The sequence below is a fragment of the Agarivorans sp. Z349TD_8 genome, from assembly GCF_050870825.2.
Lineage (GTDB): Bacteria > Pseudomonadota > Gammaproteobacteria > Enterobacterales > Celerinatantimonadaceae > Agarivorans.
Window position 1 is genome coordinate 3100568 of the sequence record NZ_CP194037.2, and the last position, 13995, is coordinate 3114562.

Annotated in this window: 13 protein-coding genes; 6 read left to right on the top strand and 7 right to left on the bottom strand. The window is 42.7% G+C overall.

All coding sequences use genetic code 11. The features are described from left to right. The first annotated feature begins 320 nt into the window (after nucleotides 1–320). A complete protein-coding gene (locus tag ACRRS1_RS13920) occupies nucleotides 321–1019 on the top strand; it encodes a TapB family protein (protein WP_432452578.1) in 699 nt (232 codons plus the stop codon). 199 nt (nucleotides 1020–1218) lie between these two features. On the opposite strand, the gene ACRRS1_RS13925 is transcribed toward ACRRS1_RS13920, so the two are convergent. The 7 genes from ACRRS1_RS13925 to ACRRS1_RS13955 all read right to left on the bottom strand — a co-directional run bounded on the left by ACRRS1_RS13925 (nucleotide 1219) and on the right by ACRRS1_RS13955 (nucleotide 9971). Further along, nucleotides 1219–1773, bottom strand: coding sequence for a hypothetical protein (locus ACRRS1_RS13925; protein WP_432452577.1), 555 nt, complete (start codon nucleotides 1771–1773; stop codon nucleotides 1219–1221). After that, nucleotides 1770–2267: a hypothetical protein gene (locus tag ACRRS1_RS13930; RefSeq protein WP_432452576.1), complete on the bottom strand. Its 498-nt coding sequence runs from the start codon at nucleotides 2265–2267 to the stop codon at nucleotides 1770–1772. The genes ACRRS1_RS13925 and ACRRS1_RS13930 overlap by 4 nt, the downstream gene beginning before the upstream one ends. Before the next feature lie 455 nt (nucleotides 2268–2722). Then, nucleotides 2723–3844 carry an SIP domain-containing protein gene (locus ACRRS1_RS13935; protein WP_432452575.1) on the bottom strand — a complete coding sequence of 374 codons (1122 nt, stop codon included), beginning with the start codon at nucleotides 3842–3844 and terminating at the stop codon, nucleotides 2723–2725. Between the two features lie 83 nt (nucleotides 3845–3927). Further along, nucleotides 3928–5961 (bottom strand): TonB-dependent receptor, encoded by a 2034-nt coding sequence (locus tag ACRRS1_RS13940; RefSeq protein ID WP_432467568.1) that lies wholly within the window; start codon nucleotides 5959–5961, stop codon nucleotides 3928–3930. Nucleotides 5962–6073: 112 nt separating this feature from the next. Beyond that, a complete protein-coding gene (locus ACRRS1_RS13945) occupies nucleotides 6074–7306 on the bottom strand; it encodes an MFS transporter (RefSeq protein WP_432467567.1) in 1233 nt (410 codons plus the stop codon). A 210-nt stretch (nucleotides 7307–7516) separates the two neighbouring features. Next, nucleotides 7517–8398, bottom strand: a complete 882-nt coding sequence (locus ACRRS1_RS13950) for a helix-turn-helix transcriptional regulator (protein WP_432467566.1) — start codon at nucleotides 8396–8398, stop codon at nucleotides 7517–7519. A gap of 583 nt (nucleotides 8399–8981) precedes the next feature. Next, a complete protein-coding gene (locus ACRRS1_RS13955; protein ID WP_432467565.1) occupies nucleotides 8982–9971 on the bottom strand; it encodes a transposase in 990 nt (329 codons plus the stop codon). A gap of 168 nt (nucleotides 9972–10139) precedes the next feature. On the opposite strand from ACRRS1_RS13955, the gene ACRRS1_RS13960 reads away from it, so the two are divergent. The 5 genes from ACRRS1_RS13960 (at nucleotide 10140) to ACRRS1_RS13980 (ending at nucleotide 13985) form a co-directional block, all read left to right on the top strand. Further along, the gene (locus ACRRS1_RS13960) at nucleotides 10140–10709 is read left to right on the top strand and encodes a TetR/AcrR family transcriptional regulator (RefSeq protein WP_432459667.1); all 570 of its coding nucleotides are present in this window, start codon (nucleotides 10140–10142) and stop codon (nucleotides 10707–10709) included. A gap of 114 nt (nucleotides 10710–10823) precedes the next feature. Then, entirely contained in the window at nucleotides 10824–12185 is a 1362-nt protein-coding gene (locus tag ACRRS1_RS13965) for an alpha-amylase family glycosyl hydrolase (protein ID WP_432467564.1), read from the top strand. A 421-nt stretch (nucleotides 12186–12606) separates the two neighbouring features. Continuing rightward, a complete protein-coding gene (locus tag ACRRS1_RS13970; protein ID WP_432467563.1) occupies nucleotides 12607–13092 on the top strand; it encodes a hypothetical protein in 486 nt (161 codons plus the stop codon). Continuing rightward, nucleotides 13074–13616: a hypothetical protein gene (locus ACRRS1_RS13975; RefSeq protein ID WP_432467562.1), complete on the top strand. Its 543-nt coding sequence runs from the start codon at nucleotides 13074–13076 to the stop codon at nucleotides 13614–13616. The genes ACRRS1_RS13970 and ACRRS1_RS13975 overlap by 19 nt, the downstream gene beginning before the upstream one ends. 3 nt (nucleotides 13617–13619) lie before the next feature. Beyond that, nucleotides 13620–13985 carry a hypothetical protein gene (locus tag ACRRS1_RS13980; protein WP_432463513.1) on the top strand — a complete coding sequence of 122 codons (366 nt, stop codon included), beginning with the start codon at nucleotides 13620–13622 and terminating at the stop codon, nucleotides 13983–13985. Nucleotides 13986–13995 lie beyond the last annotated feature (10 nt).

Below are 13995 nucleotides of genomic sequence, written 5' to 3' on the forward strand. Positions count from 1 at the left end.
CCGTTACTTTCGAGTCATTCAGCAATGCTAAAAAACCTAGAGACAAATTACTAACGTTTTGTTTACATAGAACATTATAGAGATGTAATCCTTTATAAATCAGGCGTATACTTCAATGCTTCTCGACTGGCTTACAGGTCGAGTCACTCTTAATATGAGAGTGACATTATGTCAAAGCCCTGCCGTAACGTGACTCTATTCACCCTGCGCTTGCCAGCCAGAGAAATAATAATATGAGCACTGATTAGCCGCTCATCAAAGGTACTCTCTTTTAATCAGCGGCATTGTGTAAAAAATATTGACTTATTAAGGGAATTAAAATGAAAGTTACAGTCTTACCATTCTTTATGTTAGCGGTTTCAATCGGGGGTTGTGGTAGTAGCAATAGCGAGAGTGGCGATGTAAAAAACATCGATATCGAGAATGCCTCCATTTGTTTTAATGAAGATTTATATGAGCTCGGTGCAACACAGACTATCAGCATGGTCGCGCAAGATGGATCCATTGAGACCAGTTTAACGAAAGTGATTGAAGAAACAACTTACCGGAGCCAGCCTGCATTGCTCGCTCAAACAACCGAAAATAACGTCACCGATAACGCCTATTTATTCATCGATGAAGGGAATAAAGAACAAATCATGTTGGGAGAAACTGATAATGCAAATGAAAACGAATTGAGCTATACGCCTGGTACCTCAATGCGATTTGACGTAGATAAAGGTGATATTCATCGTCAAACCATTACCATGATCGTAAACAACTCATCGGGGGTTGACCAAGAATTTGTGACCAACATTAGTTCAGAATTTCAAGGCTTTGAAAACATCACTGTTCCTGCTGGTACCTTCAAAACATGCAAATTTGAACAAAGTTATTCAATGACATTACCTGACGGCTCTCCGGCTGAGGGTAAGGATATCATCTGGTACGCAGCAAACTACGGAGTGGAAGTTCAAATATCAAATGATGGAACTATTAGCAAACTGGTTGAAGCAGAGCTCAATGGCGTCAAAATGTAAATTCCAAATGGTGTTTATTTCAATATTTAAACGATGATACAGCTGGTTAAAAAATGGGGGGATAAGTCTCCTCGCTCCACCCGCACTAGCCATTAAAAACGCTGCCATCAGGCTCGGCCTAAAGGTAGCGTTTTAAACATCTCATCAAGCAAGCTCTAGCGCAACTTAAAGCTGCTCCGAGTAAGCCTTGAAAGTCAGCTCACAGTGCCACGCTGGTAAACCAGCTGACGACAACAATCAGCCCACTAATCAACAACCCTTCGCCAAGACCAACCGCCATCACAATCTGTCGTCGCGGTAAACCGGCCAAGCGCGCGAGATAGACAATCAGCTCGGTAAATACCAAAGGGAAAAAAGCCCATCCGGCAATCGCCGCAACACCAAAAGAGCGAACCCAGCGCTGCGCTCGTTGCACACTCTTGCTAGGCAAGGCTTCCAGTCGCTTTTGCATATCCATGTAATCAATCGCCAGACAAACCAAATAGGCGGAGCTACAAGATGCCACCAAAGTAAGAAGAAACATCAGCAGCGGATCGATACTACTTGCCATTAACAGAATCAAGGGCATAGTCGGGATAAAAAGTACCCCACGCAGAAAAATAACCAAAGTATAAGCCGGCAGAATATACCAATAATATGCATCCACCACGGCCCGCATATCACTCAAGCTATAGTTGCTACTTAAACCTTGCATCCCGACAATCGCCAACAAGGCTATCGCAATCCAAAGCACCAGTTTTAACTTTGCCTTCATTTGTCATGTCTCTTACGTTCAGGACAAATATGTTGGACTCGAGCCACTTCACAACTGGCCTTACTGTTACAGCGCAGCCCTTCGACCTGCCAGCTTATATCGATACTCCGGTGCAGGCCGAAAATCATAAACTGACAAGGCTGCGGATAATCATGAACCACAAACATACGCGCAAAAAAAGTACTTTTATCGTGGCTCTCAGGCAAACCTTGTTTCAGCGCTTGTAACAGCGCATCATCATTAGAAAAAGAGGTACTCAGCTGCCAACGCTCAGCCAACTCAGATTTTGCCTGAACCCTGTAGCTTACAAATTTGTGCTCTGGCAATAACGCTAAGCTGGTATTTAAGGCTACGGTAAATATGGGCGGAGTATAAACGATAAGCGCAATGCTCAGGGCGATGGAGAGACCCAGAGCGATCACGACTCGAAATAAAATTTTTTTCACCCTTTTAAAGCGAGTGCCTGTTTTCAACTCCTTTTTGCCGCTTTTCATTCTCATCCCTCAAACACCGAAGCTTTCCTGTCTTACCACTGATGCTATTTTTAATCCAAGTTACAGGCCGATCCCTGCCACGACTTCTAGACCCCCCAAGCTTACCGGATTATTTTACGGAGATCGTTTTGTGTAAAAATGAAGCGCAGTGCAATTCACAAAAACGAGCGTAATAAAATAATTCCGAGTGCAGCTTTTTGTGTGCCGCCAGCATGGGCATGAACTCATGAGGTGAAAGTCCGCTGTTGGAAGGTCACCGCTTAATAAGACTTTGATTATTAAACGCCAAGAACTAGCGAATGGCAAGGGCATAACTGCGAAGGGCTCTCCAAATAGAAACTATATATATCTGATTATTACGCAAATACGGCGACAGCCAGATGGCCTGCCGTCAAAAATTAGCGGCATTTAAAAATGCCGCAGCAGGCAATGTAATTAGCCTTAAATAGTGAACCTTATGACTTAAGCTTCCAATAAGCTTTGGTGTGATTATTTTTTCCCTTGATATGGCGCTGATTACGCAGGTAGTGTCGTACTTTTGTCGCTGAAGACGACTCTAGCGCAGCCCATACCGCATCGATGTTATCGAGACTGCGTAATATGCGTAACACTTCTGTGGCTTGCTCTTGTTCTGCACAAACCACTCGGTGAAGTTGAGCGCCGCGAGGCAGGCTGTCTTCAGAAAAGTAGTTCTGCTGCTCTTTGTTGGCACTTAATATAATGACCACTGGCGGTAATGCATTACTCCAATGTTCAATAATACCCGCCGCCGCAGGATATGCCGTTTCATCAGCAATAATCAGAGCTTGACCATTGGCTAAATGGGGGTGTTGGTCTTGGGTTTGTGAACGACTCATAAATACATCACCGATACTCAAGCGCTCTGCCCACTGGCTCCCCGCGCTATTTCCATGCGTATAAATATCTATCTGCCCACGGTCGGGGAAAGGGGCGGAATCACTGCTTTTCCATGATTTACGTAAGGTGTAAAGCCGCACATTTTTATTGGCTTTATATAACAGTTTTTCACGATTCTTCGTTGAAAGGTGCTTCATTAACCAAATAAACAGATGGTCAGCTATACGCTTTAAGCAATGTTTTTGAGTACTTTGTTGGACCGAATTTGCCCGCTTTTTTTGCATGCCTTTTAACACCAAAGCATAGGCATAGCCTGGGTAGTATTCTGGTAAAGGCATGTCACTTTTTACGGTCAAGCGAATGATATTGGCGGTGAGCCATTGTTTATCAAGCACTTCAAAAAACTGCTTACCATTGCCCGAAAAGTCAAGCCCCTGCTTTACAATACTCGCGTAAGCTAAATAGAGAATTCTTTCTTCTAAACTGCCCTCTATTTCAAAGGGGACAAGTATTGTGTGTTGAGCCGATTCAACTGCAAATACGATATCAAGTTGAATCCCCTCTTGGAAGATATCTTTAACCCTTGCCGATACTATTTGTTTATCCGACACATGGCTTTTAGCAATGGCTAATAACTCCTCGGGGTGGTCTTGATTAACATGGTCAATAATGTCGACTTTATGGTCAACATCGCGAATGGGGGTTGGTGACATGCTCATGAGTTTTTCGTACTTCTGCTGGACTTAAACGAGCAGAGCTTAATAAAGCTCTGCGAAAAAACGAATCATTGTGGCGAATCAATCTACATACGGTACATGGCACTCATGCCAATAGTGCGTGACTGGCCAACCGAGGCAAGCGCGCCAGCACGATAGGAAACCGCATCATCATTGGTGAGATTTTTAATGTAGGCATTAATGGTGAAGTCTCCTACTCGGTAACTCGCGCGAGCATCAAGCAGAGCATAATCACCAGCGACTGATGTCTCGGTATTTTCTAAGTCTGAGTAGTACTCTCCGACATAGGTGGCGTTGGCACCTAGAGTCCAACGTTCATCGATATACACCGTGAAACCAAGGCTCGCATTCAGTTTTGGCGCATTAGTGAGCCGATTCCCCTGATATGACTCATCATCACTGATTTCACTGTCTAGCAAACCAATCGCCGTTGTTATTTCTAGATTGTTGGTCAACCAAGTGGTGCCCTCTAGCTCTAAGCCGTAGGTATAAGATTTGCCGACATTCTCAATGGTAAAACCACTGGTTCCTGCTTGATAATTTTTGTAATCGTTATAAAACAAATTGGCATTTAATACGCTTCCACCGACAAATATACTCTTGCTGCTTAGCTCAAATGCCGATACCGTTTCACTGTCATAACTATATTCTTCGCCAAAAAAGTTAATCCCTAAACCGGAAGGGCTGTAACCTTTGCTGGCTGTTGCAGCAAGAGTGGTTGAGTCGGCCAAGTCATAGAGCAAACTCAGCTTCGGCAGATAATAGGTTTCACTGTCGTTTTGACTATTATCGCCCCCAGAAAACGCTGTAGAACTGGTCTTGTCTGCGTCTTCATTTTCGACCCGTACGCCCGCCACTAGCCTGTATTTTGGCGAAAGTGAATATGTTCCCTCCCCATATAAGGCGCTGGTTGTGGTTTGATATTCGGTTGCAATAGTAAAGTTAGAGGTAGCAAGAGAAGCATCTTTATGAGAAATAAAGATCCCAACAACCCCGGTTAGCGCCGACTCGTTTTCGCTGAGTAGCAGCCGATTCTCCAAGGCATAAGTTTCATTGTTAATATCGTAGGTATTGCCTGTCGAATAGGCATCGTCATGGATATCAGAGCTACTGCGACTGATATGCAACGAGTTAGTTAGGCTATCATTGATCTGATAATCAATGTCTGCCGCAATAGAGTCCGCTTTAGAGTCTTGCAAACGCACTTCGTTAGAGCCGTTTAAGGAGAATGTCTTAGAGGCAATGCCCTCATCGGTATTACTGGCAAAGTTAGCATGCTCCCCTTGATTATTATGATAATTAAGAGTGAGCTTTGCAGACAAAGCAGGGATATGAGTAGGCAGCCACAGCAATTTTCCTCTAGCGTTAAGGTTATCTGACTCACTTAGATTCGGCGTATCATAACCATTAGTATCGTAATTTAACCAGCCTTCTCCAGTGGTAGCATCAATCACCACTCGGTAGGCCAGTTCATCTTCAAGCAAGGGCCCCGATGACATAAGGCCAAGGTTATAATTCATATTGCCATTTTTATAATTTTCAAAACCGCCTCTAAACGCGGCTTCGCGATAAAAAGTAGGGTCGTTGGTATTGATCACCAGCGCACCACCAATAGCACTAGAACCTTGACTGCTCGATTGAGGCCCTCGAAGCACTTCTAATTGTTCGATATCCCAAACAGAAACAGGGTTAAAATTATAACCAGAGAAATCTTGGGTCACACCATCCACCACGCTCACCACTCTAGCGCGAGCCCCGGTTAAATATGCGAGTCCCCCGGTGGCCGCTCCGCCGCCCGAAATACCCCGTATAGAGATATTATTAAACGAATCGGCGATAACATTAGGCGCCAATACCGCACTCTCTTTGGCTTCTTTATATTCTCCAGACTCTAAGCGCTCGCCTGAGATAAGTGTGACACCAGTGGGGACATCCTTGATGTTTTTATCTCTTTTTTCACCCGTGACCACGTATGTTTCAAGCGATACCGGTTCCGCACTCAATATTGAAGAATATGCCATGCTGCTAACAACACACGCCAATAAGCACCGAGAATAAAACAAACTGGCTCGAATATTTCTTTGGCAATGACTCATCATAAGACTTCCTTTCCAAATAAAATGAAATAAATTAAAAATTGTAATGAATGTTTTAACTTTGGATTTAGCAAAGCTATTAAAAATGAAAATGATCTCTATTATTCAAGGCTGGTTAGTTACATTGATTATCGAGTTGAAGACGGGTATCGGGACCTTGCCTGTATAATAAAATCCATACTAAACCGACAATAATAAGAGAAATAACCGCACCCAACAGGCTTGTCATGCCATAACCAAGCTGTTTAGCCACCGCCATACTTAACCACGAGTAAACAAAGCCCAGTAGCGACGCAAAACTGGCTTGCAGGGTGAAAAATGTAGCCTTACGGGAGGTAACCGAAGCGTTGTCCATAAATATGGTTGATGAAATAACAAGCAAAGCAGGGAAACTAACGAAATGAGTAACGATGGCAAGGTAAACCGTGACTTTATCGGTATAACCAAAGGCAGGTAAAATAATTAGGCACAAGCCTGCCATTTGTAAAACAAGGGCACTAATAAGTGCTTTTTGTCGACCGAGTTTCGTGATTAACGGGGCTGCCAACATAGCGGAGAACACGCCAACGATGGAGCCGAAAATTTTGATCGACGAACCTATCTCATCCAACGACCAAGCGCCATCAACAAGAATAGGATTAAGTAAAGCAAAGCCCCATGTAGACACAAAGGGATAAAGCGCTAAAACAACAAACCATGATTTATGCTTTGCCATAAAGCCATTAATATCCTTGAACAGGTATTGATGATTCTCTTGGCTCACATTGTTGGTTGTATTGGGTTCTTTAAATAAGCAAACTTGAATTAATGCGAGTGCGGTTAAGCCCGCCAATACCCCAAACGAACCTTGCCATCCTAACCACGGGTAAAAGATCAGTAATAGACCGCCACCAATAATATTACCGAGCAAGTTTCCCGAAAACTGCACACTACTCGCAAACTTTCGCTCGCTCATTGAAAATAACTTACAAGATAAACCGTCGACCGAAACATCTTGTAGGCTCATAAAAAAGACATATAAGCCAATCACTCCAAGTATGCCTAAAAAGCCCTGTGAGGCATCCATGGTTCCGATGATAAGCAACAGCAAGACCATGCCAAGGTTAGAAAGAATTAACCAACTACGGTACTTTCCTTGTAACGAGAGCTTATATTTATCAATCAGCGGTGCATAAAATATCTTGCCCACCATGGGTAAAACAGCGAGGTTAAGCAACGCTAACTTGTCGAGAGGAACACCCTGCTGGCGTAAAATTGCCATGGCCGCAGAAAGTATGAAGGCAATACCAATATATTGAGTGATATATATGCTGGCGAGCATTATCCATGGGTGTTTAGTCTTAAGCATTGAATGGGACCAACTTCCTTTTGTGACATGACGGCTAATGCTGTCTTAGTGAGCAGCTAGCCTTGGGTAACACGATGCTATTCTTCCAAGGTAATCGCGTAATACGAATGTGTTGCATAAGTAACACTGTTTACATCAAGCAGGTATTATAAAAGGTAGGTCGTTGAGCGCTTTCAAATGGGGTCATGTTTCTTTTGAAAACAGACAATTTTAAGCGCTTCTCTTTAACAATAGCGCCTGTCGATATTCACTGGGGCTTAGACCAAACTCACCTTTAAATAGGGTGGCAAGGTAGGCTTGGCTTTTGATGCCGATATCATCAGCGATCTGATGGATGGGAGCATCGCCAGACAATAGTTCAAGCGCAATGTTGAGCCGTTTTTTATTTAGCCATTTGCGAAAACTGGTTCCCACCAAACCTTTAATGTCTTGCTTAATATAGGTTTGATTACTCCCCGCAAGACGAGCCAGTGAAGACAAAGTCCAATCTTGGTCAAGGTTATCTTCAACATGATTAAGCGCTTCACGCAATTGTGACATGCGAGATGACATACCGTACTGGGAGTATTCGCGCCGCTTATGAAGAAATAGAGACAACACTTCAAAAGCTTTTGCTCTGATAAACAACTGCCTTTCTAGTCCTTTAAATTCACACTGCCACACTGACTCACAACACCTCAGAATGTCGCCAGAAATAGCGCCCAGTTCGGAGATCCTTGCTTCAGGTCTAAAGTGATGGGCAACCTCGCACACGGAACTAATGCCATACTCATGAAGCTGGGCAAGAGGCAGCATAATCGACAGGGTTTGCCAAGTAGCGTTACTAGGAAACACTACACTGCTGGTGCAAGGTTCATCGGCTAATGCAACCGCATAGTGATAATTGTAGTTATCCAGTTTTTCTTGGGGGCTATTTGGCGTACTGTACTGACACTGACCAAGTAAGGTGATGTAAAGCCCTGGCAAATAGGCATTTTCAACTATCGTATCCTCTGTAAAACAGTGGTTGATAGACCGTACCCAGCTTTGTGAATGAGCGTCCAATTCTAAGTGTTCGAATGTAGATACATTCCGAATAGAGAGATTTTCCAAAGTACAGCCCTCATATAAAGTCGTAGGTAACGCACAACAACCTTAACGGTAATAATTATCATTAGTATTTAATTACCAGATATATTGGATTTTCGCAACTAGAATTTATGCTAGGGCCAGCACAAATATTCAGTCAAGTGGCTAATAACGGCGAGTCTTCGCAGCCAATGAACTCAGCGTTTCCAGCACCAACCACGGCTTAATCGTACTACTGTTTTACGCACAATAAATGCGCGTTTTACACAAAGAAGCCTACTTGGCTAATACCGATCAGATAAGAGCAGTTGACGACCTGTTTTAAAAGTTCAAATCGGATGTCATTACTGGCGGATTTTTGTGGTTTTGTCTGGCGTTCTAATAAAAATAATAATAAAAAGACAGCCATTTTAAAATACTATTCAATCACTTCCATCGGGTAACAAGCATTACAACTCATCCAATAAGAAACAGCCAAACGTAGAAAAGAGCAGCTTTGAATTTATGTTTTTACGGCGAAAAGCCACTAAAAGCAAAGCAGCAAGCACAGCGATTCGAGAGAAGCTTAAATGCCGACTCAGAGGGAATGAAGTTAGGTTGTCAATATTTAGCCAACATCAAGCCAGCGCTTGGCGGCACCCATGCCTTTAATCCGTTGTTGCTTGTGTTGGCGCTTATAATGTCGCAGTGATTGCCCTGTCCCCACCGCGCTAGCAAAGTAGTTTTCTAAGCCAGTACTCAAAGCTAACCAGCTTTCTTCGTCAATTTGTAAGCGTTGCAGAATAGGCGCTTGCGCATCATCGATATAACCGTGTTTATCTTCTCTAATAACTCGACCAGTGAGTTCCACCAATTGCAGATAATCTTGTAGTTCAAAGGGTAAGCCTTTGAGCATGGTTTCACTGTGATTGCCAGCAAAGGGCATCAGCGCGTTAGGTTGTTGACCTTGCTTAGCTTGCCGAATACGCTGCTTAATACTGGTGTGGTCTGAGGTTTCTGACGTAGAGGCCATGTTTGAACGAATGGGGTTTAAGTCCACATAAGCCATACAAGCTGCAAGCGCAGCTTCATCTAATAGTGCTTGTGATTTAAAGCGGCCTTCCCAAAAGCGACCTGTACACTTATCTTCTTTATTTGCTTCTCGAGCAATGTGTTCATTCAAATGGCGCATAAACCAACTTAAATCATAGAGGCGAGCGCGATACATATCCGCAGTATCTTTGATGGCTTGTAATTGAGCTTCATCAAGTCGTAAACGAACTTGAGGATTAAGGTACATTTGGGTCAGCAAGGTACCTTTGTGCAGAATGTGCCAGCGCTCTAGCACTTCATCCATCGACCACGCTTCGGCTTGCTCCTTATCAACATGCAACACCACATGACTGTGATTACTCATAACAGCATAAGCACAAACATCAATAGCGAACACCGCTGCCAGTTGTAGTAAATAGTCTTCTACCCATTGACGCCGGTGCTCATAACTCTTACCAGTGTGTTGGTCTTCACCACACAAAAAAGCACGACGAACACAGCGCGAAACGCAATGATAATAAAGAGTATCCGCTAAGCTCACTTGCGATTGTCTTGAACGAGGCATAACTAAAACTCCCAAAAAACATCTATTGACAGTTTAGACAATTAATAATGGGTTCGCTAGTTGGTATGGATGTCTCGCTTATTGTTCTTATTGTCTGGATGTTACAGAATTTCATCAATTCCATACTTTTTCCTTGACGCAGTGTATACCTATCGGTATATATGACACATGAATAAAAAAGACGAAATGTTATCAGCCGCTTTACGGTTATTTACGGCAAATGGATATGAAAATGTCGGGATCCAAAAAATCGTAGAGGCCGTGAGCGTGAAGAAACCCACACTGTACTATTATTTTGGCAGCAAACAAGGGTTACTTGTAACATTGCTAGAACAGTATTTTGACCCGTTTCTCGAAGGTCTGGCGCACAATGCGGTCTATTCTGGCGATATGACGCTCACCTTAGAGAATATTGTGAAAACATACTTCCGTTTTGCCACGAAATCACCAGATCTATATCGGTTCGCCTTATCACTGATGTATTCATCCGAACAAAGCGAAGCCCGAAAGACAATATTTCCTTTTGTTGAACAGCAATATGCGATCCTTGAAGACATCTTTCGCAGTGCTGAACAGGATCATGGAAATATGCGGGGCCGCAGCACGCGTTACGCTGTGACATTTTTGGGGATGGTCAATGCCTATATCACTACAAATTTCTATGATCGTCAGATTACTTTAAATGACGAAAGAGCCCATATTGCCTGTCAGCAGTACATGTATGGGATCTTTTCATGATAAGTAAAACACTATTTAAACCGATGCTTTATTTGGGAGAAAACTGAACAAGGCATCCATTTTTTTTACCACTTTTATATACCTAACGGTACGTACTTAATAAGGAGAACAACCATGACTCATGCCTGGTATGAAGAGTCCGTGTTTTATCATATCTATCCACTCGGGTTTTGCGGAGCCCCTGAGCACAATGACTATCATTCGCAAAATAAAGAACGACTGTTTAAAATTTGTGAATGGATCCCCCATATGAAGGCATTGGGCATAAATACCGTGTATCTGGGCCCCATCTTTGAGTCAGAATCTCATGGGTACGATACCGTTAATTATTTTGAACTGGATCGTCGATTAGGTACAAACGAGACCTTAAAACAGCTTATTAAACACCTTCATCAACACGATATCCGAGTTGTGCTGGATGGCGTATTTAATCATGTCAGTCGTGATTTCTTTGCGTTTCAGGATCTTCAGCAACATCAACAACATTCAATCTTTACGGAGTGGTTTTGCGAGATCAATTTTCAGCAACGCAGTCCCTTCGGCGATCCGTTTTCCTATGAGGGTTGGAATGACCATTTCAATTTGGTCAAACTCAACGTCACCAATCCACAGGTAGAGGAACACCTCTTTAAGGCCGTACGTCTCTGGATAGAAGAATTTGAAATTGACGGGTTGCGCTTAGATGTCGCTGACGTGTTAAATAAGCAGTTCATGAAACGCCTCGCCTCGTACACAAAAAAAATAAAGAAAGATTTTTGGTTAATGGGTGAAGTTATTCATGGTGATTACACGCAGTGGGCAAACCCAGATATGTTACATGCAACCACAAACTATGAATGTTATAAAGGACTATATTCTAGCCATAATGATCACAATTATTTTGAGATAGCCTATTCTCTGAACCGTCTTTTCAACCAAGAGCATGGCATTTACCGCGGTCTATACCTATATAATTTTGCCGATAATCATGATGTTAATCGTGTAGCCTCCACACTACATGATCCAGCGCATCTCTATCCCTTGTATATCTTGCTGTTTACTATTCCAGGAGTCCCATCACTATATTATGGGAGTGAATGGGGCTTAGAAGGAGAAAGACAACATAATAGCGAACACAACTTACGCCCAGAACTCCAATTGGAGTCCATGGGAACACAAAAGCACGCTGATTTACGAGCCGCTATTATTCATATCAGTTATCTCCGCCAACAATCTCCGGCGTTACAGCATGGGACCTACCAACAGTTGTTTGTGGCCTCGGAGCAATTTGCCTTTCTCCGGCAATATGAGCAGGAAAAGATAATCGTGGTTGTGAATGCATGTCAGCAACCAGTAACAGTCCACATCCCGATCGCCGTACTAGGACAAACTGTGCTTGACCTGCTTAATCATAGGCAGTGTTTTCAGTGTCATCACGGCGAACTCTCTCTCGAAATTCCAGGATGTTGGGGACGTGTGCTCAAAGTCCTAGAATAATCGGGGGTTTAGAATTGTAACTTGGTTTCTATGGCAAAACTATGTGTGGTTTGATGCGGCGATCCCTAGCTGTACTTCTAGACACTTGGTTAAGTACTGGAATGGGTGTCTCCGTATCACAATTCGAGAGAAGCTTAAATACCAACTCAGAGGGAATGAAGTTAGGTTGTCAATATTTAGCTAACATCAAGCCAGCGCTTGGCGGCACCCATGCCTTTAATCCGTTGTTGCTGGTGTTGGCGCTTATAATGTCGCAGTGATTGCCCTACCCCCACTACGCTAGCAAAGGGATTTTGTCCAACGAGTTAGTGTGGGTGTCTCAATAATTGTACTTCACACCACCTTTATTTACTTATCCATCAATTACTGTAGGGTGTCTTAAATTCTCTATAAAAATAGCCAATTATATAAAGGGTAGCCCGTGTCTTCACCAACTAGAGTTCATGACAAAGTTATACACATTGTTGAAAAATCGATGTCGATCGACCAACTAATTATGATTATGTATAACTCTCCGAATCAAATGGTTTATGACCACTTCAAGATGGTTAACGCCCACCTAAAAAACGATAAGGTGCAAGTTGGCCAAATTGTGTTGCTATCCCCTGCCAATAGTAATCAATGTACGCAAGAAGAAGCTGACTTTTTAGAAATTGCGCTCGCAGTTGATAAAACGCTATTAATGCTCGATCGTTCAGAACGAAAAATATTAGCCAAGAGATATGACTTTTTGTCGAATGTAGCAAGCTACAATGGCTTACTATTAGGCGTGAGCAATACCACATGGAATGCACACACTAACCAAGTAAAGGCTATATTAAAAGACTTAGAGCGTTCTTACGTGAGTAGCTACAACTCAACCGGTAACTTATCTTTGCTAAAAGAAAAGTGCATTTTCAAAGGCTAAACACTGCTCTGAGTCGGTTTGGACAACCAACACTCGGTCGTCATTTAGTCGCTGGAGATATTCGTAGTAATTTAGGCTTAAGTAGTAAAAGTATTGTCCATCAGTGGCGTAAACAGCCCGGAAACGCAACCACTATTCCTAACTTTGCAAGAAACTATAAAACAGTTGCCAAAATGGCTCGTCACCTAAAACGTGTTGGCTACGTAGGAATTGCCTTAACCGAAGTTGATGCCGTTTCTAACATACAAAAAGCTTGCTCGCTTGCTAATGAGGCAACGTGCACTAAAGCTAAATATAAAAATACAATGAAAGCGGCAGGCACTATTGCAGGGGGAGCCACAGGCGGAGCTATTAGTATCTGGGCTACTTGTTCTTTAGTTTTTGGTTTGCCATCAGGAGGAACAAGCTTTTTTTGGTGTTCTGTTGTTGCAGGTGCTGCTGGTGGTTATGCCAGTGGCAAAATAGCAGGTAACAAAGCCGAATCATTCGGCGAAGAATTATATAAATGGAATGGAATTAAGTAAATTATGAGTGAAATTACCCTTTTATCAAAAATTTCGCTTATTTGTTTTATGGCTGGCTGTTTTGGTGTTTTTTTCTGGCTTGGGTTGGTAGCCTACTTGAAGTCAAAATGGCTGATATATTTAGAAGATGAACTTGATGATGGAGTAAGATTTTACTCTTTAAACATGTTTTTCTCGGGTCAAGGCGTTTTACAATACGCCACTGTATTTTTAAGCTCTTTCCATGCGAAACGTTATGGGATGCTAGAAAAAAGAGACCATGTTCCAAAGCATATTCGTAATCTATTTGTTTTTGCTTTTTGTTGGTTCATCTTGAGTTTCGCTTTAATGGTGGCTGGCGGCGTAATTATGGAAATCTATGACATTTGAGGTCAGGCCG